26 protein-coding genes and 3 pseudogenes are annotated in these 20,746 nt (G+C 56.9%); 17 read left to right on the forward strand and 12 right to left on the reverse strand.

What is annotated here, in order from left to right:
* The first annotated feature begins 3 nt into the window (after positions 1-3).
* Positions 4-240, forward strand: a complete 237-nt coding sequence (locus N2600_RS27545) for a hypothetical protein (RefSeq protein ID WP_260298955.1) — start codon at positions 4-6, stop codon at positions 238-240.
* Positions 241-243: 3 nt separating this feature from the next.
* Here N2600_RS27545 and N2600_RS27550 read toward each other — a convergent pair whose 3' ends face one another.
* The 5 genes from N2600_RS27550 to N2600_RS27570 form a co-directional block, all read right to left on the reverse strand.
* Positions 244-393: a hypothetical protein gene (locus tag N2600_RS27550; protein ID WP_260298956.1), complete on the reverse strand. Its 150-nt coding sequence runs from the start codon at positions 391-393 to the stop codon at positions 244-246.
* A gap of 53 nt (positions 394-446) precedes the next feature.
* Positions 447-791 (reverse strand): hypothetical protein, encoded by a 345-nt coding sequence (locus N2600_RS27555; protein WP_260298957.1) that lies wholly within the window; start codon positions 789-791, stop codon positions 447-449.
* Between the two features lie 125 nt (positions 792-916).
* The gene (locus tag N2600_RS27560) at positions 917-1,318 is read right to left on the reverse strand and encodes a RidA family protein (protein WP_128406154.1); all 402 of its coding nucleotides are present in this window, start codon (positions 1,316-1,318) and stop codon (positions 917-919) included.
* Between the two features lie 128 nt (positions 1,319-1,446).
* Complete coding sequence (locus N2600_RS27565) at positions 1,447-2,187, reverse strand: SDR family NAD(P)-dependent oxidoreductase (protein WP_017957030.1); 741 nt, start codon at positions 2,185-2,187, stop codon at positions 1,447-1,449.
* A gap of 261 nt (positions 2,188-2,448) precedes the next feature.
* A complete protein-coding gene (locus N2600_RS27570; RefSeq protein ID WP_260298958.1) occupies positions 2,449-3,306 on the reverse strand; it encodes an alpha/beta fold hydrolase in 858 nt (285 codons plus the stop codon).
* A gap of 132 nt (positions 3,307-3,438) precedes the next feature.
* On the opposite strand from N2600_RS27570, the gene N2600_RS27575 reads away from it, so the two are divergent.
* Positions 3,439-4,005: a TetR/AcrR family transcriptional regulator gene (locus tag N2600_RS27575; protein WP_017957028.1), complete on the forward strand. Its 567-nt coding sequence runs from the start codon at positions 3,439-3,441 to the stop codon at positions 4,003-4,005.
* Positions 4,006-4,141: 136 nt separating this feature from the next.
* Positions 4,142-4,951: a carbon-nitrogen hydrolase family protein gene (locus N2600_RS27580; RefSeq protein WP_260298959.1), complete on the forward strand. Its 810-nt coding sequence runs from the start codon at positions 4,142-4,144 to the stop codon at positions 4,949-4,951.
* A 122-nt stretch (positions 4,952-5,073) separates the two neighbouring features.
* Here N2600_RS27580 and N2600_RS27585 read toward each other — a convergent pair.
* The 4 genes and pseudogenes from N2600_RS27585 to N2600_RS27600 all read right to left on the reverse strand — a co-directional run.
* A pseudogene (locus N2600_RS27585) lies at positions 5,074-5,324 on the reverse strand (MFS transporter); the annotation flags it as partial.
* A gap of 132 nt (positions 5,325-5,456) precedes the next feature.
* Positions 5,457-5,966, reverse strand: a complete 510-nt coding sequence (locus tag N2600_RS27590; protein WP_260298960.1) for a nuclear transport factor 2 family protein — start codon at positions 5,964-5,966, stop codon at positions 5,457-5,459.
* A gap of 40 nt (positions 5,967-6,006) precedes the next feature.
* On the reverse strand, positions 6,007-7,485 hold the full coding sequence (locus N2600_RS27595) for an aldehyde dehydrogenase family protein (protein ID WP_260298961.1): 1,479 nt from the start codon (positions 7,483-7,485) through the stop codon (positions 6,007-6,009).
* Between the two features lie 47 nt (positions 7,486-7,532).
* Entirely contained in the window at positions 7,533-7,790 is a 258-nt protein-coding gene (locus N2600_RS27600) for a hypothetical protein (protein ID WP_260298962.1), read from the reverse strand.
* Positions 7,791-7,985: 195 nt separating this feature from the next.
* On the opposite strand from N2600_RS27600, the gene N2600_RS27605 reads away from it, so the two are divergent.
* Positions 7,986-8,897, forward strand: coding sequence for a LysR family transcriptional regulator (locus tag N2600_RS27605; protein WP_260298963.1), 912 nt, complete (start codon positions 7,986-7,988; stop codon positions 8,895-8,897).
* 293 nt (positions 8,898-9,190) lie between these two features.
* Here the strand turns inward: N2600_RS27605 and N2600_RS27610 are convergent.
* Both N2600_RS27610 and N2600_RS27615 read right to left on the reverse strand, forming a co-directional pair.
* Positions 9,191-9,736, reverse strand: a pseudogene (locus N2600_RS27610) (SDR family NAD(P)-dependent oxidoreductase); the annotation flags it as partial.
* A complete protein-coding gene (locus N2600_RS27615) occupies positions 9,726-10,139 on the reverse strand; it encodes an NADPH-dependent F420 reductase (protein ID WP_260298964.1) in 414 nt (137 codons plus the stop codon). The pseudogene N2600_RS27610 and the gene N2600_RS27615, both read right to left, overlap by 11 nt.
* Positions 10,140-10,479: 340 nt before the next feature.
* On the opposite strand from N2600_RS27615, the gene N2600_RS27620 reads away from it, so the two are divergent.
* The 7 genes from N2600_RS27620 (at position 10,480) to N2600_RS27650 (ending at position 14,837) form a co-directional block, all read left to right on the forward strand.
* Positions 10,480-11,070, forward strand: a complete 591-nt coding sequence (locus tag N2600_RS27620; RefSeq protein WP_260298965.1) for a TetR/AcrR family transcriptional regulator — start codon at positions 10,480-10,482, stop codon at positions 11,068-11,070.
* A gap of 67 nt (positions 11,071-11,137) precedes the next feature.
* A complete protein-coding gene (locus tag N2600_RS27625; protein ID WP_260298966.1) occupies positions 11,138-11,764 on the forward strand; it encodes a hypothetical protein in 627 nt (208 codons plus the stop codon).
* Positions 11,765-11,871: 107 nt separating this feature from the next.
* On the forward strand, positions 11,872-12,726 hold the full coding sequence (locus N2600_RS27630; protein WP_260298967.1) for a cytochrome b/b6 domain-containing protein: 855 nt from the start codon (positions 11,872-11,874) through the stop codon (positions 12,724-12,726).
* On the forward strand, positions 12,723-13,499 hold the full coding sequence (locus N2600_RS27635) for a molybdopterin-binding protein (protein WP_260298968.1): 777 nt from the start codon (positions 12,723-12,725) through the stop codon (positions 13,497-13,499). Before N2600_RS27630 ends, N2600_RS27635 begins: the two co-directional genes overlap by 4 nt.
* A gap of 34 nt (positions 13,500-13,533) precedes the next feature.
* A complete protein-coding gene (locus N2600_RS27640) occupies positions 13,534-13,863 on the forward strand; it encodes a hypothetical protein (protein WP_222281990.1) in 330 nt (109 codons plus the stop codon).
* Positions 13,864-13,914: 51 nt separating this feature from the next.
* Positions 13,915-14,499 carry a DUF308 domain-containing protein gene (locus tag N2600_RS27645; protein ID WP_222281989.1) on the forward strand — a complete coding sequence of 195 codons (585 nt, stop codon included), beginning with the start codon at positions 13,915-13,917 and terminating at the stop codon, positions 14,497-14,499.
* Between the two features lie 41 nt (positions 14,500-14,540).
* Entirely contained in the window at positions 14,541-14,837 is a 297-nt protein-coding gene (locus N2600_RS27650) for a chorismate mutase (RefSeq protein ID WP_260299461.1), read from the forward strand.
* A 79-nt stretch (positions 14,838-14,916) separates the two neighbouring features.
* Here the strand turns inward: N2600_RS27650 and N2600_RS27655 are convergent, their stop codons facing one another.
* Positions 14,917-15,780: a LysR family transcriptional regulator gene (locus N2600_RS27655; RefSeq protein WP_222281988.1), complete on the reverse strand. Its 864-nt coding sequence runs from the start codon at positions 15,778-15,780 to the stop codon at positions 14,917-14,919.
* 108 nt (positions 15,781-15,888) lie between these two features.
* Here N2600_RS27655 and N2600_RS27660 point away from each other — a divergent pair, with 108 nt between their 5' ends.
* The 6 genes and pseudogenes from N2600_RS27660 to N2600_RS27685 all read left to right on the forward strand — a co-directional run bounded on the left by N2600_RS27660 (position 15,889) and on the right by N2600_RS27685 (position 20,497).
* Complete coding sequence (locus N2600_RS27660; RefSeq protein WP_222281987.1) at positions 15,889-16,713, forward strand: oxidoreductase; 825 nt, start codon at positions 15,889-15,891, stop codon at positions 16,711-16,713.
* Between the two features lie 46 nt (positions 16,714-16,759).
* Positions 16,760-17,608 (forward strand): alpha/beta fold hydrolase, encoded by an 849-nt coding sequence (locus N2600_RS27665; protein ID WP_260298969.1) that lies wholly within the window; start codon positions 16,760-16,762, stop codon positions 17,606-17,608.
* 65 nt (positions 17,609-17,673) lie between these two features.
* Positions 17,674-18,204, forward strand: coding sequence for a VOC family protein (locus N2600_RS27670; protein WP_222281985.1), 531 nt, complete (start codon positions 17,674-17,676; stop codon positions 18,202-18,204).
* A pseudogene (locus N2600_RS27675) lies at positions 18,201-18,937 on the forward strand (L,D-transpeptidase). Before N2600_RS27670 ends, N2600_RS27675 begins: the two are co-directional and overlap by 4 nt.
* A gap of 99 nt (positions 18,938-19,036) precedes the next feature.
* Positions 19,037-19,795, forward strand: coding sequence for an alpha/beta fold hydrolase (locus tag N2600_RS27680; RefSeq protein ID WP_222281984.1), 759 nt, complete (start codon positions 19,037-19,039; stop codon positions 19,793-19,795).
* Positions 19,796-20,107: 312 nt separating this feature from the next.
* Positions 20,108-20,497 (forward strand): RidA family protein, encoded by a 390-nt coding sequence (locus tag N2600_RS27685; protein ID WP_260298970.1) that lies wholly within the window; start codon positions 20,108-20,110, stop codon positions 20,495-20,497.
* The last annotated feature ends 249 nt before the right edge of the window (positions 20,498-20,746 follow it).

Consider the following 20,746-nt stretch of genomic DNA (forward strand, 5'->3'; position numbering starts at 1 on the left):
CTGATGGAAAACACTCGTGAAAAAGTGGCCGTTGTTGTCGCCACCCTTCGGCAGGCTGGAGTTGCCTGCCACCCTTTCGGAGGATGGGCGGAGGAAATTCTTGGTTTGCAAGCGCCATCCACGCATGGCGATATCGATCTGCTTTACTGTGGCGAGGATTTCAAAGAGTTTGACAGGGCGCTCCAAAACCTCCCCCGCTTCGAGGAGGTGCCCTCCCTAAACGCTTCAGTCCTTCGATAGTTGCTATAGCGGCTGAGCTTCCCGCTTGAAGAAATAATGAAAGACGAAATGGGCTGGTGAAACGACCGCAATTAATTCCCACCCGGCGTCACCAAGTTCGTTCATCTGCTGGTTATCGAGTGTCTTGTCGACTGTCAGGTATTCCCATTTCATGATGGACCTCGTTTGTTGCTGTAACCGATTGCTGGCGACAGGTCAGGAGTTTGTCAGGGCGTCGTGGTGTGCGCAGACTGGCTCTTCCAATAGGTGTCAATGATGTTGCGACAGTTCCGAATGACATGTTCGCCAACCTCCGGGTTTCCTCCCCGCAGCGTATCCGGATTGCCTCCGCAAAGGCGCACGAATGTTGCCTGCTGAACCGCGAACATGAAGTAGCCTTCACTGGTCGGTTCAAATTCCAAACCAGCGTCTTGAACGTTCCTCGTGACTTCGGCTGTCGCATCGGAGATGGCGCGCGACACCTTCTCAAGCATCGTCTGTTCGGCCGCTTGCTGGATGGCTAGGAAGGAGCGCTCCTGCGGTGTGGGAATGGGGCAACTGTCGGTGTTCATTACATTCTCCTTGGGAGGCTGAGATTCTGATCGCATTAAGGCGGTCACAGGCTTTGGCCATGGGTCGGTCGTTGCTAAACGCGACTAGCCTTTGCATCGTAATGCAGCCGTGGTAGGCGCCAGAGTCATTCCAGGATGGCAGTGACACGGATCTCAATTCGCATCGCGGGGAGCCCAAGGGCTTCCACACCGGTCTGCGTCCAGATCGGAGCTCGATCGGGCATGTACTCACGGAAAAGACCGGCAATCGTTTCGTTCACGATCGGTGGAAAGCCTCCGACGTGATAAGAGTTGACATGGACGACATCCTTCCAGTCCGCGCCAGCCGTGGCCAAGGTTCGCCGGACATTCTCAAATGCTCTCTCGATCTCGGTCACGATTGACTCCGGAATTTCGAGTTCATCGTTCCATCCGCCCTGGCCGGAGATCTCGATGCGATCACCAATCTTGAGCGCTTGTGAAAAGTGCAAAAGCTCATGGAATTTCTGCCCGTATCCGGCCGTGACGAAAAGTTCAGGCTTTGCCATTGAGGTCTCCTATTGTGAGGAAGGTATAAGCATGGAGATGGCGCCCACCGATATGGTGTGTTGCCGGTTAGTCCGGGCGATCGAAAAGGTTGGGCACCATCGCTCCATCAGAATTTTGCACGAGCAAGTCAGGCGATTGCACCGCCGTCTGCGGTGAGAATAGCGCCCGTGATGACACTCGCGGCCGGGCTTGCGAGAAATACCACAGCGTTGGCAATCTCCCGCGGTTCGCCGTAGCGTCCCAAGGAGGTCAAGCTTTTCTGCAAGTCTGCAGCCGGGCCGTCCGCCGGGTTGCTTTCAGTATCGGTTGCTCCGGGTTGCACGAGATTGACGGTGATACCACTTGGACCAAGTTCACGCGAAAGACCGCGTGTGAAGGATGTGAGTGCTGCCTTGGACATTGCATAGGGTGTTATGCCGGGAAACGGTACCCGCTCGCCCAGAGCCGAGCCGATTGTGACGATGCGGCCGCCTTTGCCGAGATGCGGGATGACGGCTTTCGCGAACAGGACCGGAGCTCGTACATTGACATCCATCAAGGTCTGATACGCTGAGACATCCAAGTCGACGATCATGCCGTTGTGGCCAATCGCGGCGCTGTTCACAAGGATGTCCAGCCCGCCCAAAGCGGAGACGGCCTCGCTTACTGAGCTAGCAATTGCCTCGGGGTCGGCGCTGTCTGCTTGGATTGCAGCCACGCGACGCCCCATCTTTTCGATCGCTTCGGTTACCTTCGAGGCCTTTTCGGCGGAGCGTTGGTAGGTGAACGCGACATCCGCGCCGTTTTCTGCCAGCGCCAATGCGATCGCAGCACCAATGCCTCGCGACCCGCCAGTTACCAGTGCGCGTTTGCCTTCAAGATTGATCATGTATCTGTTCCTTTCCACCAGGATAAGTTTATGTGTTTCAAGTTATCTGCGAAGGACACCGTCGGATCCAACCGAACAAGCGAACACTATTTCGCGGGGATTGCTGGCATCCTGTAGGTGCCAGACGTGCAAAACTCCGTTGCTTGAACAGGAACACTTGGAATAGGTCGTAAAACCCGTACCTGTCTTCCCCGTGAAGCTTCGCGATTGTCCGCTTTTCAGTGGCCACTTGAGCCAAGCACGACGACAGTCGTATCGAGCTTAGACATGTCTGATCAGGAAGCTCCGAATGAACTGAGCGATCTCGTCTGCATGTGTTTCCAAGGCAAAATGGCCGGTATCGAGCAGATGGACCTCCGCGGTGGGCAGGTCACGCTTATAGGCCTCGGCACCCGCGGGTACGAATGCTGGATCATGTCTGCCCCAGACCGCCAGGAACGGTGGTTGGTGATCCCGAAAATACGCCTGAAACTCCGGATACCGGTCGATGTTTGTTCTGTAGTCGAGGATTAGATCCAGTTGAATGTCTTCAGCACCCGGCCGCGACATGAACGCGATATCAAGTTGATAACCATCGGGTGAAAGACGCTCCTTTGATGTCCCGGTGCGGTATTGCCAGTTCTCGATCACCTCAGGAGACAGAGATGCCCGACATGCCTCTCTGTTTTGAGCGGAGGGGTCACGCCAATATGCCTCCCACGCCGTCCATGCATCACTGAACCCTTCGATATAGGCGTTGCCATTCTGGCTGATGATGGCGGAGATTCGGTCCGGATTGGCCGTCGCCATCCTGAACCCGATCGGTGCACCATAGTCGAAAACGTAAAGTGCATAGCGGCTGAGGCCGAGTGCCTCTGTGAAGCCCGTCATGACAGCGGCGAGTTTATCGAATGTGTAAGGGAATTCTCCACGTGCAGGTGAACTCGTTCGACCGAACCCGGGAAGGTCTGGTGCGATGACGCGGTATCGATCTGCCAACAGCGGGATCAGATCACGGAACATGTGGCTGGATGACGGAAAACCGTGGAGCAGAAGAAGGACTGGTGCTTCCTTTGAACCGGCCTCTCTGTAGAAAACCTCGACGTCTTGTACCTTTTGCGTTTTGTAGCTTACGGCCATTTTAGAACTCCTTCTCAAAGGATTCGACAAACCAACAGTCGCGAATGAAGGTAAAATACGACCGAACGGTCGGTTGTCAACCCCTTAGATATCCTGTATCAAATGCGGAGAACCCTGGCTCGGAGAAGACGTATGAAAGTCATGAGAGAAACGATCGTATCGACCGCGAGGGAGTTGTTTCGATCAAAAGGTTATGCAGGCGCGTCGATGAATGACCTCGCGGATGCCGTGGGCCTGAAGAAATCATCGCTGTACGTCCGCTTCCCCAATAAGGAAGCTCTCGTTCCGGCGGTACTTGATCTCACTTTGCAAGAGACATTCGGTCAAAGAGACTCAGCCTCCGGGCAATGGGATGATGAATTCGTCGAGGTCATCGAATTTATCGCGACCACTCTCACTGATCGCGGCAGATGCGTAGGCCTGCATCTAGCCTACGGCACAAGTGACGAGACCCCGATTGCGAAGCATGCCGTTCGAGCATTTTTTCAAGCGCATCGCGATCATCTGTCGAGCATCCTGTCCCGCGCCATGCCTGTCGATGTAGCTCGCGACATTGCGACTGACACGTTAGCCCGTTTGGAAGGTGCCACGGCTTTTGTTGCGATATTCGGCGAGAAGGATGCCATGAAACGAGCGGTTCGCCTTTCCATCGAAGAAGCTAAAAATGCAGCCGCTGCGAAGTCACTGTCTAGCCGATAACGCCTAAGCCGTGCCGGTTACCGTATCCGCTACCGCATTGAGAATACCCGTCCGTCCATCGGGAAGCTCATGGCAGCCCTGGAACTTTGACCCTACGCCAAGTACTAAGCTCAATCCCTTGAGGTGGAGGATAATAATGCCTGTTTGTGCTTACGTCGAAATGACCGATGGCTTGCAGCCGCATGGACCGGCGTGGGAGCAATTTGCCCAAGCTATTGGCAAGTGCAGGCCCGATATACTGTTGATGAATGAGATGCCTTTCGGTCAGTGGCTGGCTCGAAAGAATGATTTCGTAGTCGAGGACGCACAGCAAAGTGTTGAGATCCACGAAGCTGGAACCGCTGCTCTCGCTGCGCTGAACATTCCGGCCGTTATAACAAGCCGTCCAATGCTGCTCGCCGACCGCCTTGCCAATGAGGCGATCGTCATCGAGAACGGCGAAGTTCGCCCCCTGCATACGAAGACCTACCTTCCGCAGGAGCCTGGTTGGTCCGAGGTGTCCTGGTTCAGTCGAGGCGATGGGCGCTTCAACATCCAGAATATTTGCGGGCTAGGTGTAGGCGTCCTTTTGTGTACCGAACTCATGTTCAACGAACATGCCAGACAATACGGCCGATGCGGAGCCGATTTGATTGCCGTTCCTCGGGCGACCGGTTCTGCCCACGAAGGCTGGACAACTGCCGGCAAGATGGCCTCAATCGTCTCTGGGAGTTACGTCGTCAGTTCGAATAGGGTCGGGCATTCTACGGATGGTCCACGCTTCGGCGGAGGCGGCTTCGCCATCACCCCCGAGGGCGATCTGGCTGGGCGGACAGAAACCAGTTCTTCCATCATGCTAGTCGACATTGATGCGCAGGTTTCTGCCCGACAGCGGCAGGAATATCCCTGTTACGTGGACGACCTGCATGACCCTGGCGGCATCGGGGTCCCTGATATCGATATTTAATTGTCAAAAAACCCAGTCACTGTAGTTCTCTGCAGGACTGCTACTACGTTGCACTGCCGTACGGTCCTCCCGCTCTTGGGAGGACCTTGATCCTGCCTGTTCCTGCCAAAGACGTCTTCGTGTCAGGCTTTTCCCGGCCGGTTGATCGCCAGGAAATGGCGAATAACAGGCCTGTCGGGACCCGAGTGGTAGGCAAGTACCTTGGCCTGGAGGTCGGCATCGGCCTGCGAAACCCGTTTGTGCTGGCGCAGGCGCTTCGCCGAGGACTCGACCATGAACCATTCGACCATCTTTTGCGGATCGGCAGAATCCTCGGTCACGCTCCAGCCATAAGGCGCCATCGCTCCTGCGAGAGGTGAGCAATCGCATGCAGGATCAGGATTGTTTTTTCGGCGTTGTTTTGCCGAAAACTGACCGAAGTTTCGTTCAGTTCGCCTAGTGATTACTTGCTGCCCGAAACCTATTACATCAAGTTAGTGATCGTTGCCGCGAGGCAGACCTACATTCAGACAGTGATTTCGGACCCGTCTGGGTTCGCTTTGATGGAATACTCGCCACCGTTTCTGAAACTGCGGACCGTTGCGAAAGTATCTTCCATAAACTGCACATAAGACAGCTTGCCGTTCTCACCGCGCGCCAGAACCGAAAAGGGCGACGTCACCGTTTTGCCCAAAACGTTTGATGTGTAGGTGAACGTGCCGAAGATCGCTGCTCCGCTCTTATTTTCGAAGCTGTCCTGAATTTCGAAGTTGTCTGTCGTCCAGTAACGGCCGACATCGATAAAAGTCTGAACCAGCCCTTCGGTACCTTCGTTGGTACCGGCCCAAGGCATGATCCGCTTCAGCTCCGCGTGCTCATAGTTCAGCGAAACATAAATGAAATCGTCCGTCGTGAATTGTTTTACGAAATCCAGGTCAGTCGGGTTCGACAGGATCGACTGCAATACCCCCAACGGTGACGTGGGGGATGCAGGCTCGGCTTTAGACAACTTCTTAGCGTGCGCATTGATAGACATCGTATATTCCTCCTCCTAAGTGACTTTGGGAATTGAGGTGTCAGCGTTGCGCCAAGCCCGGCTTGAGCGCGATGTGCTTGTGTTCGATGAAATCGTCCAGCGCGGCCAGACCGTTCAAGCGGCCAACGCCAGACTGCTTGAATCCGCCCTCCTCGGTACCGTCGTAGACCTTCGCCCAGTCATTGATCCACACCGAGCCCGCTTCGAGCGCCTGCGCGACGCGCAAGGATCGATCTACATCGCGTGTCCAGATGCTGGCTGACAGTCCGTACTCATTGTCGTTGGCAAGACGGATCGCTTCCGCCTCGTCAGAGAACCGCTGAATCGTCAGCACTGGGCCAAAAGTCTCCTCCTGTACGATAGCAAGACTGTTGTCGGAGACTTCCAGAAGGGCCGGGCGGAAGAAAGCGCCGTTTGCAAGGGGACCCACATTGATGGGTCCGCCCCGCTCGACGACCTTCGCGCCGGCTGCGATAGCGGCCTCGACCACACCATCGACCCGCGCAACGTTAGCGCGGTCGATCAGCGGGCCCATATCGCTGGAGGGGTCGGCGGCGGGGCCAACCTTGACGTTGCGCAATCTCTCCGCCAAGCCGTTGCGCACGGCCTCATATTTTCCATCCTGCACGAGCAAGCGGGACCCCGTCATGCAGAACTGACCGCTGAAGACAGTCAGCGCCTTTTCCAGTGCCGGCAAGGCGGCATCAAGGTCTGCATCGTCAAAGACGATCATCGGCGTCTTGCCGCCAAGCTCCATTCCGAAACGTTTGAGGTATCTCGCGCCGGCGCTGCTAATGGCTCGGCCGGTACGGGTAGATCCGGTGAAACTGACGACTGGAACCTCCGGCGAGTCCACGAGATAAGCGGAGCCCTCAGGACCGCTTTCGAAAAACAGATTGATCACGCCATTCGGAAGATCCTCTGCTTCCGCCATAACCTCGGCCATGACGCTTGCCGTCTGTGCGACTTGTGCCGGGAGTTTGATGACCGTGGTGCAACCAGCAGCGAGGGCTGGGGCAAGTGATCGGATCGTCAGAATAACCGGAGAGTTCCAAGGTGCAATGACCGCCGCGACTCCCATCGGTTGCCGAAGGATCAGGGAGATGCTTCCGGGCTTTGGTGTCAATGCCCGTCCACCTTCGACCAGGGCAGTGGCTGCCGAGTAGCGGAGTTTGCTCGCAACCATGTCCAACTCGAATGCAGCTTCAGCCTTCACCTTGCCGTTCTCCAACGACAGAATTTCGAGTAGTCTGTCGCGATTGCGTTCGAAGGCGCACGCTAGTTGGTCGAGCACACGAGCCCGTAATTCATGATCATGCGCCCACATTGTTTCGCGAAAGGCTTTAGAGGCTGCTGCCACCGCAAATTTCGCTGCCTCAAGGCCGTAGTCGGGGTAGTGGCCGATTACGTTACAAGTCGCTGGGTCTATTGACTGTTTCAACTGACCTTCTTGGCATTGAGATCCGCTGATCCAATTGAAGGCTTTGCGGCTCGGTTTGTTGTCGAGGGGCATCGTCATATCTGTGGATCCTTCCACTTTCGAGTATTCGTCCGGAAAGGACGAGGCTAGAGCCGGTTACGTGATTGCCACTGCACCATTACCTGTTCGATTTTGCCGACAATTGTCCTGACTGCGGGTTGGCTAACGTTGGTGACAATTGGCACAACCATGAGCGTTGCGCCCAGTACGCGCAGCGGCATTGGCCAATCCTGCATGCAGTCGCCTACAATCCAAATAATCAGAAGGACGCTTGGGTAAACGGCGAGCCACACCATCGCAGTCGTTTTCAGGCGTTCGAATATTACCTGCGGCAATCCTGTCATTGCTTGCTTGATCCTTTACCCGGCGCGTTGAATGATCAACGACGGGGGACACGAGCATGAGTGTGAGACATGATTACTTCCTCCCAATGCTTAGCTCGACGTTCTAGTAGCGGTCTGCGCGAACAGTTGCTGTTGATATTGGAGAATCGCGGCTGTTGACGGAACGGGGGTCTTCGTCGCATCATACCGGACATAATGTCTTCAATCGTCTCAATAGAATCCCTTAGCGGCCTCGTCGCGTTTTCAATCGCCGTCGAAACCGGAAGTTTTGCGGCTGCGGGAAGGAAGCTTGGTCTATCTGCATCGGCCGTGGGAAAGGCGGTGGAGCGACTTGAGGTGCGTCTAGGCCTGCGATTGCTGAACCGTACGACCAGATCGCTAGCCGTGACCGGGGAAGGCGACATTCTATATCGATACGTCGCCCGCATATTGAAAGAACTGCAAGACGCTGAGCAAGAGCTTCGCTTGGTTCAAAAGGCACCCCGAGGCCGCATTAAGGTGGGTGTGCCCACAGTCTTAGGTCGCAAGATCATCATGCCGGCGCTCCTCGATTTTCGCATCCGCTTTCCAGATGTGACGATCGAGATCAGCCTCGATGACGTCAAGGTTGATATTATCAATGGTGGGTATGACGTGGTGCTGCGGCTAGGTGAGCTGGACGATTCGACGTTGCGCGCACGGAGGATCGGACCACACACATTCATAACGTGCGCCTCGCCGGAATATCTTGCACACCACGGCACTCCGCAAACTCCGTCAGATCTCCATAATCACTGCTGTGTTTTTTATCGTTTTCCAACCACCGGTCGGCCGGAAGTTTGGGCGTTCAAAAATTTACTCCAATCAACGCCAATCAAGCCCTCTGTCGTTTTAAATGACGGCGAGGCACTTGCATCCGCCGCACTAGGTAGCTTGGGAATTATTCAGGCGCCGAGCTATCTCGTAAGCGAAGACATTGCGGCGGGACGGCTTCAAGCTGTCCTCGCAGATTACACGGACGAACGTGGCAGCGTTTCGCTCGTCTGGCCCCCTATGTCGGCACGGGCGCCCAAAGTTCGCGCCTTCATTGATTTCATGGCCGAGCGCGTTTCCCAAAAGCTTTATTGAGTCGGCACCCAAGATTTCTGTCCACTGCTATGGGACAGTTTACTGTTTAGGATCGATCTCATGGGAAATGCTCTTTAATTCAAGCCACTTAACAGCAGAAGCGCAGGAGCCGAAGGTCGTATCCGTTCAAGACCTGCATCTGAACACATACGAGCACTGGGCCGGCCACTCTATTGACTTTACGTCATAACGGATGATTCCAACCATCGATCAAGCTCCTTCTTGGCGAACCGTTCATAGATTTTGAAGGTGAGATCAGCACCTGGCTTAGGAACACATCTCACCCCATAGTATCAGAGCTTGTAGCCGCCGCTCGCCTCGATCACTTGCCCGGTAATCCATCGGCCTTCGTCCGAAGCGAGAAAAGCCACGACGGCGGCGATGTCCGAGGTTTCGCCGAAGCGGCCGAACGCCGTATCAGCTTCGATGGCCTTCACGATGTTGGCGTCTTCTCGCACGGCAGCATTCATGTCTGTTCGCGTCCAACCCGGCGCAACGGCATTCACCGTCATCCCGCGCGGGCCAAGTTCCATCGCGATCGCATGGGTGAGATTGTTGATTGCCGCCTTAGCCATCGAATAGATAGGCACCATCGGTTGCGGACGTGTGGAAAGGCTCGACGAAATGTTGACGACGCGGCCGCCATCGGAGAGACGGCTCAGCGCCGACTGGACCACGAAGAACGGCGCCCGGGCGTGCACGGCGATCATTGTGTCCCAGGCGTCCGGCGTCGCATCCGAAAGACCGCCTCAACCTGAATTGCCGGCATTGTTGATGAGAATGTCGAGCGTCTTGCTGCCATTCCGTTCCGTAAGCTCGCGATCGAGCTCATCGTACAAGCTTGGGATAGACCCGGCTTCGGCGAGTGAGAGCCAGGCGGATAAGGTCAGCGTCGCCGCCATACTCGTGGTCCGCGATGTGATGCAGGAGCACGCCAACCTGTTCGAGTTGCCGGGCACCGTTGAGCGGGCCGGCATTGACAGGCTTAAATCCAGCGTCACCGATCAGACCCCGCGTCACAGCTCCGGCGGCGGCGTCGTCGGTTGCGTAGAAGATGTTCGGCTGCAATGGCGACGCTGACCAAGCCGCCGCTTCGAGCGCGGGAGCCGCCATCAGGTTGAACGCCTTGACGATGCGCGCCTTCGGCAACCGCCGTTGCAGCTCTTCCGCGGTCGAGCTGTCGCGCATGAATTCCAGATCGTGGAAGTGCACGAAGTCGGCAGTGACACCGAGCGGGTTCATGGTCTCGATAACGACCTTGCCGTCGAGCGCGCCGCCGACCTCGGCAACGATTGCTTCGACCCGCGGCCAATAAATGGAAAACAGAGCGGCGTCGCCGAATTCGGCTGCCTCGCGGATTGTACCTAGCCGGGCCTTATCGCCCAGTTCCGCAAGTATGGGCGATTTTCCGGTCCTCGCCGTCCTTTGCGATCACGAGTTCATGGCCTGCGGCCGCCCAAGCTCGTGCCAGACGACTGCCGAGAAATCGAAGCATGGAAGGGTGTCACCGTCTCCACGGACGGCTGACGCAAACCCAAAATTTGTTGTTGACAATCTGCCTACTAGAAGGTAGACAAGCTGCATGAGCAATCTTTCGACCACCTCGGACGACATTCTGGCGTCCACCCGAAACCTTCTGATAAGCGGCGGCTACAATGGCTTCAGCTACGCTGATATCTCGGAGATCGTTGGTATCCGCAAGGCAAGCATTCATCATCATTTTCCTAGCAAGGTCGATCTGGTGCGTGAGCTGGTCAAGCGTTATCGAGAGGATGGCCAGGCAAGCGTGGCAGTCCTTGAGCAGAAGGTTCCGAATGCTCTGGACATCCTCAAGGCTTATGCAAACCACTGGGCTGCATGCATTGAGGATGCCAGCAGACCCTACTGTGTTTGTGCTATGCTTGCCAGTGAGCTGCCTTCCCTCCCCACGGAAGTCGCAACCGAGGTGACGAACTTTTTTCGCTTCATCTCCTCGTGGCTGGCTTCGGTCATGGAGCGCGGTTCCAAGCAGGGCGAACTGAGTCTTACCAGTGCGCCGCATGTTGAAGCCGAAACATTTCTGGCAACCGTATACGGGGCAATGCTGTCGGCGAGAGCCAATGGGAAGCCGGAAGTGTTCTCAATGATACTCGAACCTGCCCTCAATCGTCTCACGCCGACAGTCTCTCACTAATCCTGCGTGGCAAGGCTACTCGGGTTATACGCGTCCATCGAAACTACCAACTAGTAGGAAGATAAAAATGAGAAATGCTTTCCCAGCCTTGGCCCTCGGGCTGACCAGCATCCTTTCTGTAACTGTCCTTTCGGCGCCCGCATCTGCCGAGGATAAGAAAGCCGCGCCGATCCATGTCCGCGGCAGCATCGTCGACTACCAGGCGTCAACGCTCAAAGTGAAGACCCGCGAAGGTGAGACCGTCGACGTCGCCCTTGCCGACGACTGGAAAGTCGCCAGCGTTGCCAACGCAAAGGTCACCGACATCAAGCCGGGCGATTTTGTGGGTATCGCATCATTGCCAAAGGTCGACGGCGGCGATGGTGCGCTTGAGGTCCTCATTTTCCCGCCGGCAATGAAAGGCACGGGCGAGGGGAGCTACGGTTGGGATCTGAAGCCCGACAGCAGCATGACCAATGCGACGGTCGCGGATGCCGTTAAAGGCGTCGATGGCCGGACTGTCACCGTGACTTACCATGGCAAGGAAAAGAAGATCGCCATCCCTGATGGGACACCTGTCGTGACCATCGCTGCGGCAACCCAGGACGATCTCGTTCCTGGCGCCATTGTCTTCATCACTGCCGAAAACGCTTCGACCGGGCCCGTCGCCCATCAGGTAGTCGTCGGCAAGAATGGCGTGGTTCCTCCCATGTAAGCCACGCCGTCACTGGCCGGAACAGCCGCCTTACTGCTTCGGCCAGCGACTACTGATCGACGCTGCTTGGTCTGCAGCCGTTTAATGCACAGATGAAAGACGCTGAGATGAGCGCAGACGCTTCCAATGACAATGTTCAATATCCTCGGACGATCTTTATCCGCCGCCACTCCGTCGTGACCCGGCTCACGCACTGGCTGAACGTGCTCTGCCTGAGTTTTCTTTTGTTGAGCGGGCTGCAGATCTTCAACGCTCACCCGGAGCTTTACTGGGGTCATTACGGCGCGAACGGTGACTCTGCCGTTTTGACAATTGGCTCCGACCAAGATGGAGGCACGCAACATGGCTTCGTGCGTGTTGCAGGGCTACAGATACCGACGACCGGCATCCTCGGCGTTTCCAATGTCGATGGGGAGCCGACTCCACGTGCTTTCCCGTCCTGGGCAACCATCCCGTCTTTTCAGGATCTTGCGGCCGGACGTCGCTGGCATTTCTTCTTCGCCTGGCTGTTTGTGATCAACGGCGTTGTCTATCTCGGCTTCGGCGTGCTGAGCGGACATTTCAGGCGAGACCTGGCGCCGACTGCACATGAGCTCTCGCCGAGCCATCTCGGTTACGAAATCCTCGACCACGCTCGTCTCCGCTTCCCCGAAGGGGAGAAGGCCAGGCATTACAATGCACTTCAAAAGCTCACCTATCTGGCGGTCATTGTCGTCCTCCTGCCTCTGATAGTCTTGACAGGCCTGACCATGTCACCGGGCGTCGATGCCGCTCTGCCGTCCCTTGTCGATATTTTCGGCGGACGCCAGTCCGCGCGCACGATCCATTTCATCACAGCGTCGGCGCTTGTCATCTTCGTCATCGTCCATCTGGCAATGGTGGTTCTGTCAGGGGCCTGGAACAACATCCGCTCGATGATCACCGGACGATACGCGATCCAGGAGAAAGGCCCGCAATCATGAGCAAGCTTTTCACCCGACGCCGCTTTCTCATCGGCGGCACGCTGGGGGCCAGCGCCCTTACTCTCTCGGGCTGCGACCTCTTGGACCAGAACGCAGACGTCGCCAATGTCCTTCGGTCAGCTGAGCACCTGACCATGAAAGCCCAGAGGCTGCTTCAGGGGCGCGATGCACCGGCGCGCGAGTTTGACGAAAAGGACATTTCTCCCTCCTTCCGTGTCAAGGGAACGAGTGCTCCCGACAGCGATGAATATGCGGAACTGTTGGAAAGCAAGTTTGCCAACTGGCGACTGAAGCTCGACGGCCTTGTTGACCGGCCTCGAGAGTTTTCCCTCGGAGATCTTAAAGCTCTTCCCTCCCGCACGCAGATCACCCGCCATGACTGCGTCGAAGGCTGGAGCGCCATCGGTAAATGGAAAGGCGTTCCGCTCTCCCATCTATTGCGCATGACCGGGGTCAAGCCAACGGCGCGCTACGTTGTCCTGCATTGTGCCGACGAGCTCGAAAAGACGCTCGATGGAAGCGGCCGCTACTATGAGAGCATCGATCTCATCGACGCAGTCCATCCCCAAACCATTCTCGCCTACCAGATGAACGGTCAGGACCTCAGCGTGGGTCACGGAGCACCCTTGCGTCTCAGGGTCGAGCGGCAGCTGGGCTACAAACAGGCCAAGTACATCATGCGCATTGAGCTGGTCGACAGTTTCGCCAGCCTGTGGGGCGGAAACGGAGGTTATTGGGAAGACCGCGGCTACGAATGGTACGCCGGCATCTAAGGCCATCAAATGGCGAACCACAGGAAAACAATCCATGAGCCGACGCAAAGTCCAGAAAGTGATGCTGATTTCAGCAATTGCACCTTCACGACAGGTCGAAATCAACCAAACCAGTTCGATCCTCTCCGATCCTGACGGCCGATGGGCGGCCAGGCGGCAGGAGGCGATCAGCGATGCCTTCGAGAAAAGCATGCGTATCAAGGGTGCCCACGGCGGAGGGGCAAAGGTTTCCTCTCACGGCGGCCCGCATGACCTCGATAGGTCCAAGAAGTCAACCGGGAAACTCTCCGGCGAAAGCGATCGGATCGGCCGTACTGAATGGGATGAGAAAACCCCCTTCGGCAAGCATGTCGGCTTCATCTGACGACGATAGCGCGAACCATCAATCAACCAGTTCATAAAGTGGAAGAAAACAATGTCGAACAGCCAGACCTCCCATGCCCCGCGCGGCAACGACCAGTGGCTCAAGCAGTATTACTTTACCAGAGCGGCCTTCTCAGTGCTGTGGGTCGCGGCTGCATTGACTGCCGGACGGCATTCCTTTGCAGTGGCTGCCGCACTGCTGATCATCTATCCCGCTTGGGATGCAATCGCGAACGTTATCGATGCGGCGAGGAGCGGTGGTCTTGCCGCCAACCGGAGCCAAGCGATCAACGTCGCAGCGAGCTCGGCTATGACGATAGCCGTGATCCTGGCGCTGACGATTAACATGAACTGGGTTCTCGGCGCTTTCGGGCTATGGGCGATCTTTTCCGGCCTGCTTCAGTTTGGGACTGCCGTGCGGCGTTGGAGAACGAGTGGAGGCCAGTGGGCGATGATTTTGAGCGGTGGCCAATCCTCTGTGGCCGGTGCTCTCTTCATCTTTCAAGCGCAAATGCCGCAGGAGCCTTCCATCTCCACGGTTGCGGGCTACGCTGGCGTCGGGGCATTCTACTTCCTGGTTTCGGCAATTTGGCTGACGGTCGCCCTGTCGCGTCGCAGTATGCATCCCATCTCATAAGCGCTACCTCGCGCCAATGAAACCGCTTGGAAGATATTCAAATGATGACAGATAATGCGGCAGGGCAACTTGCTTCCTATCGGAGGACCATCGACAACCTGGATTCAGCTCTCCTCTATATTCTGGCCGAACGCTTTCGCTGTACCGAGCAAGTCGGCCACTTGAAAGCTAAGCAGGCGTTGCCGGCGATCGATAAGGAGCGAGAGCGACACCAATTGGATCGACTGATGAGCATCGCCAATGATGTTGGCCTCAGTGGGCACTTTGTCGAAGGACTGATGACAATGATCGTGGGTGCTGTGGTGGAGCGGCATAGGGAGATTGCGGCCGGGAAATAGAGTGTCCGCCGAGATTGTCTCCTACCTCAGCGGTTGATTGCAGTGGGTCGGCAGGGAAATTTCATATCCTGTGGGCGGCTTACCATGCAGGCGCATTCGCGAGATGATCAGAAACGGTCGAGATGAACGCACGAAGACGCTGAAGACGTCGCAGGTCCCGGTGATATCCCATCCAGATGTCTCGCGCCGGCGGGGGCTTGGGCAGTTCCAGTCTGCGGATACCCGGGATTTGATTGCCCACTGCGCGGGGCAGGACAGCGATTCCAACGCCCTGCTTGCACATTCGCCCCTGAACGTTGCGGTTGTTCGATCGCAGGACGGGCCTCGCGTTCGGGAAACTCTCGATGAGCCAGGCGATATCGGGGAACTGCCCGGTGGAGGTATCGTGGGTGATCAGCCGGAAACCAGCCCCGTCGCCATATTTGGGGTCAGGCGATTCCTCGGCGATGTAGACGCCGTATTCGAGCCGGAAGAGGCGCCGCTGAATGACATCGGCATTATTGAACGGAACGATACGAAAAGCCACGTCGGCCTCCCTTTGGGCGAGGTTGAACAGGCGAGTGCCGGTCAGGATCTCGACGTCTACATTAGGGTAGGCTTTCGAGAAATTTGCAACTATGGGAGGCAGAACATAGGCCCCGAACCAGTCTGCTGATGAGATACGCAGATTGCCTTGGAGATTTTGCTCCTGCCCCGCAAGCCGGCGCTCCATGGCCAGCGCGCCCTCTTCCATCTGCTCTGCCAGCGCGATGATCCCATGACCCTCCTCGGTCAGCACCAGACCGTCCGCGGTCCGCTGGAAGAGCGTGTGGCCGATCGCCTCCTCAAGGGCACGCAGCCGTCTGCCGACGGTCGGATGGCTTGTATGAAGAGCACGCGCAGCGCCGCCGAGCGTGCCGGATCGCGCAATCGCAAGGAAGATTTTTATGTCACTCCATTCCACGGCCAAGCCCTTACAAAAATGAACATTGAAAATACAAAACTGTCACTTCAAGTACAAATGTAAACATCTAGATACAAGTCATCTTCTGAAAACAAGCGGAGAAACGTCATGAGAACATGGTTCATCACAGGCTGCTCAAGCGGCTTCGGACAACGGCTCGCGCTCGCTGCGGCACAGCGCGGTGATCAGGTTGTAGCGACTGCTCGCAACGTCAATACGATCGAAGAGCTCGCTGAGCCTTTCGGCGGTCGCATGATCACCTTGCCGCTTGACGTGACGGACGCGGCGGCGGCAAAGGCCGCGGTGGGAAAGGCGGTCGAGACATTCGGCGACTTTGATGTGCTCGTGAACAATGCCGGCTACGGACTGTTCGGTGCGATCGAGGAAGGCACGCCCGAAGAATATCGGCCGATGTTCGAGGTGAACGTCTTCGGACTGATCGAAACCACCAAAGCGGCGCTGCCTGTGCTGCGACGTTCCGGTGGAACGATCGTCAACATGTCGTCCGGCGCAGGCATCGCGGGCAGCGGAGGTGCCGGATATTACAATGCCGCCAAGTTTGCCGTGGAAGGGATTTCCGAGGCGCTTGCCGGCGAGCTGAAGCCGTTCGGTATCCGCGTTCTGGTTGTCGAGCCTGGTCCGTTTCGCACCGATTTCCTTGGCCGCTCGATCACGATGGCGGCCAAGGAGATGCCGGAATACGCCGCGAGTTCGCGCAGGCACTATCGTGAAACCAACAATGGCAATCAAGCAGGCGATCCCGACAAGGCGGTTACAGTGATCCTGCAGGCGGTCGACGCCGATAACGCCCCGCTTCATCTGCCGCTTGGGCCCGTCGCGCATTCAATCGCCGAGCGAAAGCTGGCTTCCTTCCGCAGCGATATCGACGCCTGGCGCAATATCTCGATCGCCACCGATTTCGATCAGCCCTGAGCTGGTCGTTAGCTCTGTTTAACATCAATATCGACGGGAAAGAGTTATGATCCCAACACTGGAAGGTTTTACCCAGCAACTGGTGCCGGTGAATGGCATCAAGATCAATGCCGTCACGGGCGGCTCTGGTCCCCCGATCCTTCTGCTTCACGGTTGGCCGGAAACCTGGTGGGAATGGCACTACGTCATGCCGCTGCTGGCCGAACAGTTCAGCGTCGTGGCGATTGATCTGCGTGGTGCGGGTTTTTCCGACTGCCCGCTTGACGGCTATGACAAGGCGACGATGGCGCGCGACGCGCACGAGGTCATGATTGCCCTTGGGCATGATCGCTACGCTGTTTGCGGCCATGACATTGGCGGCATGGTGGCATTGCCGCAGTCGGCCATCTATCGGGACGTGGTTACTCACCTAGCCGTCCTCGATGTTCCGCTTCCTGGTTGGAGCCAGTGGGAGGCGACAACAGCAAAGATCTGGCACTTCGCGTTCCATGCTAATCGGGATCTGCCGGAACGCCTGATTTATGGCCGCGAATATGACTATGTTTCGGCCTTCATGGCGGAGCGGTTTTACGATCACAGCACCTTTAATCCTGAAGACATCGACATCTATGCGAAAGCCATGGCCCTCCCTGGCCGCATGCGCGGTGGCATGGAATGGTACCGCACCTTCGCCGCAGATCATGCCGCCGCGCTGGAGTACAAAAAGCACCCGCTTGAGATACCCGTTTTAGGTCTCGGCGGGGAGCAGCGTTTCGGTGCTCATATGGTCGCGATGCTCAAGGAGTTCGCCACAGATGTTACGGGCGGCTCGATTGCCCGCTGCAGTCACTATGTGGCGGACGAGCGCCCGGATGAAGTGGCCGCTGCTCTCATCGATTTCCTCAAGGCCAAGTGAACTCTGCGATCCGGGCAAATTGAGCCCGATAGCGTTCATCGATTCAACAAGAAAGGAAAACTATAATGACCGCACCTCAAATTCGCGGCGTCAACCATATCGGCATCACGGTGCCCGACATCGAAGCGGCAAAATCGTTCCTTTTGGAAGCTTTTGGTGGCCAGGTGATCTATCAGTCCTTGGGACCTCAGGATCCTCCGCGGCAGGGACCCGAATTCGAGCGGGCCACGGGCGCATTCCCTGGAACGGTTATCCGTGCACAGGCAATGGTTAAGATCGGAACCGGCCCGGATATTGAGCTCTTCGAAATGCACGGCCCCAAACAAGCGCAGCCGGTCACACCGAGCGACTTCGGCATTACGCATTTCGGTGTCTATACCCACGACATCGACGCATCTATTGAGCGCTTTGAGAAGGCCGGCGGAACAGCCCTTACGGCGCCACGCGCTATTCCCTACGCAACCGAACAAGGTCCTGGAAACAAGGTCTGCTATTGCCGCACGCCGTGGGGCACGATGATTGAGTTTATCACCACGCCTGATCGCATGGCCTATCATGACCAGACGGATCTGCGCAGATGGCAGGACGGGGATTGAGCGTGAGCTTTGATACCTCGTTATCCCGCCGCAGCCTCCTGTCGCTTTCGGCTATCGCTGCGGCCTCGACCCTGGCAGGGTGCGCCTCCACTGCTGGCACGGGCCGGATGGTGGGGCGACAGTCGACGCCTCTCCAGGATCCGATCGGCCCTGTCCACATCGCACCTGCGCCGACGGAAGCCGAACTGGCCGTCATGTATGGCCCAATCGAGGATGGCGACTTCCTGATCCCGGCGGTTCCCTACAAGCAGATCGATCCGCGCTACTATCGCCAGCAGGTCCTCGATCCGACTGGAGAGGCGCCCGGCACGATCGTCGTCGACACCCCCTCCCGCTTCCTCTATCTCGTCCAGCCGGGCGGGACAGCAATGCGCTATGGTGTCGGCATCGGCCGCGATGGCTTTGGCTGGCAGGGCAACGGCGTCATTCAGTGGCGTCAGAAATGGCCCCGCTGGAAGCCGCCGAACGAGATGGTCGCGCGTCAGCCGGAACTGGCCAAGTATTCGATCGAGAATGGGGGCATGGAGCCGGGCCTAAAAAACCAACTGGGTGCGCGCGCGCTCTCTACATCTTCGCCGGCGGCCAAGACACACTCTACCGTTTGCACGGTAATCCGGAATGGCGCTCGATCGGCAAGGCCGTATCGGCAGGCTGCGTGCGCCTGATGAACCAAGACATTATCGACCTCTACGAGCGCGTGCCGATGAAGGCGCCGATCGTCGTCAAACAGTGAGGTATCACCTTCGCCTCTCCCTCTGAGGGTCGCGACAAGTCTATCAGACAAGATCAGACCTGACACATCCGAAACAGAAAACACAAGGAAGAATTGACCATGTCCATTTTAAATAAAGCAGCTGTTGGCCTTACGGCCGTGTTCTTATCGTCTGCCGCCGTGACAGCGCCAGCCCTAGCCGACGCGCGCAATATCGTGCTGGTCCATGGTGCGCTTGTGGATGGTGCCGGCTGGCGGGGTGTTTATGACGTTCTGACCCGCGATGGCTACAATGTCAGCATTGTCCAGCAGCCACTGACAAGCATGGATCAGGACGTCGCAGCCACGAAAAGCGTGCTTGATCAGCAGGACGGCAACGTCGTTCTCGTCGGTCACAGCTATGGTGGCACGATCATCACGGCAGCAGGTGCTGATCCCAAGGTCAAGGCACTTGTCTATGTCGCAGCGCTTCAACCGGAACAGGGCGAAAGCACCGCACAACTGCTCCAGTCGATGCCTTCACCGACCAATGATATCAAGCCGACCAAAGATGGCTTCCTGCTTATCGACCCGGCAAAGTTCGCAGCTGACTTCGGCGCGGATCTGCCCAAGGATCAAGCCGAGTTCATGGCCCGGTCTCAGATGCCTGTCGCCGTCGTCGCCACCGATGCGCAGGTTTCGGTTGCAGCGTGGCACGAGAAGCCTAGCTACGCAATTGTAGCGAAGGACGATATGACGATAAACCCCGACTTGGAGCGCTGGATGTACAGGCGTGCCGGTGCAACGGTGACAGAGGTAGAGGGCAGCCACGCTATCTACATCTCGCAGGCCGCTGCAGTCGCAAAAGTTATCGAGGAAGCGGCCAAAGCTGCCAAGTAGCTGCGGCATGCATTCTGCCTAAGGCGCCTGTCTCAATGAACTTGCTAGCTGCGTCACTCTGGGAACGTGACGCGGCTATTTTGAGACATGTACCTGAGCTTGGGAACGAGCGTGCAAAACGCCTTGTGAGGTTCGTCACCATTTTGAGCCGCGTGATAAACCCCCGCGATCTTGATGGCAGAGATACAGGTGTCACTCCGGCGGGCTGTCCGACATCGCTGGCCGTTTCAACTTTTTCATCCAGCGGTGCTTGAAAATTCGCGACGCTTGTATCAGTGCCGCTAGCAGCCAGCAACGATTGCGAGGACCACTATGGATCGAGAGATCATCATACCCGACGAGATGCAGGAGATCGTCAGCCGAGCAGGCTATGCTCCCGCGGTTAAAGTTGGAGACACAATTTACGTCGTCGGCCAAGTCGGGCGCACCAAGGATCTGAAAATTATTCACGATCCTTCAGAGCAATTCAGAGCTATGTGGGACAATTTACGGGTTGTCCTCGAAGCCGCTCATTGCACGTTCGATGACATCGTGGAAATGACAAGCTATCACGTCGAAATGTCCAAGCACATGGACGTGTTCCGGACTGTCAAAAACGAGGCGTTCCCGAAGGGAACCTATGCGTGGACCCGGATAGGTGTCTCTGAGCTCGCGCACCAGGGACTCCTCGCTGAGGTGAAATGTGTTGCCGTAAAGCGATGATGGACCCGTGTGTCGCGAACCAACCTTTCCACGCTGAGCATGTATCGGAGGCGGTGGACTTTGGTTCGATTCCCTTCAAGGCGCGCAAGGCTGGCTCGCTTTCTCAAGCGCCAAATTGGAAATGAAGATTAGCTGGCTGAACGTGGGCTTGGCGCCCGTCATGTCGATCGTTCAGGCATTTCGGAACGGGGCGTTAAGCTACCGTTCGCCATGGCGAGCAGATAGAGCCCCCAACGGCGGATTGCGTTG

The sequence above is a fragment of the Rhizobium sp. WSM1274 genome (assembly GCF_025200775.1).
Classification (GTDB): Bacteria; Pseudomonadota; Alphaproteobacteria; order Rhizobiales; family Rhizobiaceae; genus Rhizobium; species Rhizobium leguminosarum_I.

Coding starts and splice junctions, on each gene's coding strand:
- N2600_RS27580 (WP_260298959.1), top strand. CDS start 4,142: ATGCCTGTTTGTGCTTACGTCGAAATGACCGATGGCTTGCAGCCGCAT.
- N2600_RS27645 (WP_222281989.1), top strand. CDS start 13,915: ATGTCGAACAGCCAGACCTCCCATGCCCCGCGCGGCAACGACCAGTGG.
- N2600_RS27685 (WP_260298970.1), top strand. CDS start 20,108: ATGGATCGAGAGATCATCATACCCGACGAGATGCAGGAGATCGTCAGC.
- N2600_RS27550 (WP_260298956.1), bottom strand. CDS start 393: ATGAAATGGGAATACCTGACAGTCGACAAGACACTCGATAACCAGCAG.
- N2600_RS27575 (WP_017957028.1), top strand. CDS start 3,439: ATGAAAGTCATGAGAGAAACGATCGTATCGACCGCGAGGGAGTTGTTT.
- N2600_RS27545 (WP_260298955.1), top strand. CDS start 4: ATGGAAAACACTCGTGAAAAAGTGGCCGTTGTTGTCGCCACCCTTCGG.
- N2600_RS27665 (WP_260298969.1), top strand. CDS start 16,760: ATGATCCCAACACTGGAAGGTTTTACCCAGCAACTGGTGCCGGTGAAT.
- N2600_RS27595 (WP_260298961.1), bottom strand. CDS start 7,485: ATGACGATGCCCCTCGACAACAAACCGAGCCGCAAAGCCTTCAATTGG.
- N2600_RS27555 (WP_260298957.1), bottom strand. CDS start 791: ATGAACACCGACAGTTGCCCCATTCCCACACCGCAGGAGCGCTCCTTC.
- N2600_RS27615 (WP_260298964.1), bottom strand. CDS start 10,139: ATGAACCCGCTCGGTGTCACTGCCGACTTCGTGCACTTCCACGATCTG.
- N2600_RS27635 (WP_260298968.1), top strand. CDS start 12,723: ATGAGCAAGCTTTTCACCCGACGCCGCTTTCTCATCGGCGGCACGCTG.
- N2600_RS27630 (WP_260298967.1), top strand. CDS start 11,872: ATGAGCGCAGACGCTTCCAATGACAATGTTCAATATCCTCGGACGATC.
- N2600_RS27660 (WP_222281987.1), top strand. CDS start 15,889: ATGAGAACATGGTTCATCACAGGCTGCTCAAGCGGCTTCGGACAACGG.
- N2600_RS27565 (WP_017957030.1), bottom strand. CDS start 2,187: ATGATCAATCTTGAAGGCAAACGCGCACTGGTAACTGGCGGGTCGCGA.
- N2600_RS27570 (WP_260298958.1), bottom strand. CDS start 3,306: ATGGCCGTAAGCTACAAAACGCAAAAGGTACAAGACGTCGAGGTTTTC.
- N2600_RS27670 (WP_222281985.1), top strand. CDS start 17,674: ATGACCGCACCTCAAATTCGCGGCGTCAACCATATCGGCATCACGGTG.
- N2600_RS27650 (WP_260299461.1), top strand. CDS start 14,541: ATGATGACAGATAATGCGGCAGGGCAACTTGCTTCCTATCGGAGGACC.
- N2600_RS27625 (WP_260298966.1), top strand. CDS start 11,138: ATGAGAAATGCTTTCCCAGCCTTGGCCCTCGGGCTGACCAGCATCCTT.
- N2600_RS27600 (WP_260298962.1), bottom strand. CDS start 7,790: ATGACAGGATTGCCGCAGGTAATATTCGAACGCCTGAAAACGACTGCG.
- N2600_RS27560 (WP_128406154.1), bottom strand. CDS start 1,318: ATGGCAAAGCCTGAACTTTTCGTCACGGCCGGATACGGGCAGAAATTC.
- N2600_RS27640 (WP_222281990.1), top strand. CDS start 13,534: ATGAGCCGACGCAAAGTCCAGAAAGTGATGCTGATTTCAGCAATTGCA.
- N2600_RS27620 (WP_260298965.1), top strand. CDS start 10,480: ATGAGCAATCTTTCGACCACCTCGGACGACATTCTGGCGTCCACCCGA.
- N2600_RS27605 (WP_260298963.1), top strand. CDS start 7,986: ATGTCTTCAATCGTCTCAATAGAATCCCTTAGCGGCCTCGTCGCGTTT.
- N2600_RS27590 (WP_260298960.1), bottom strand. CDS start 5,966: ATGTCTATCAATGCGCACGCTAAGAAGTTGTCTAAAGCCGAGCCTGCA.
- N2600_RS27680 (WP_222281984.1), top strand. CDS start 19,037: ATGTCCATTTTAAATAAAGCAGCTGTTGGCCTTACGGCCGTGTTCTTA.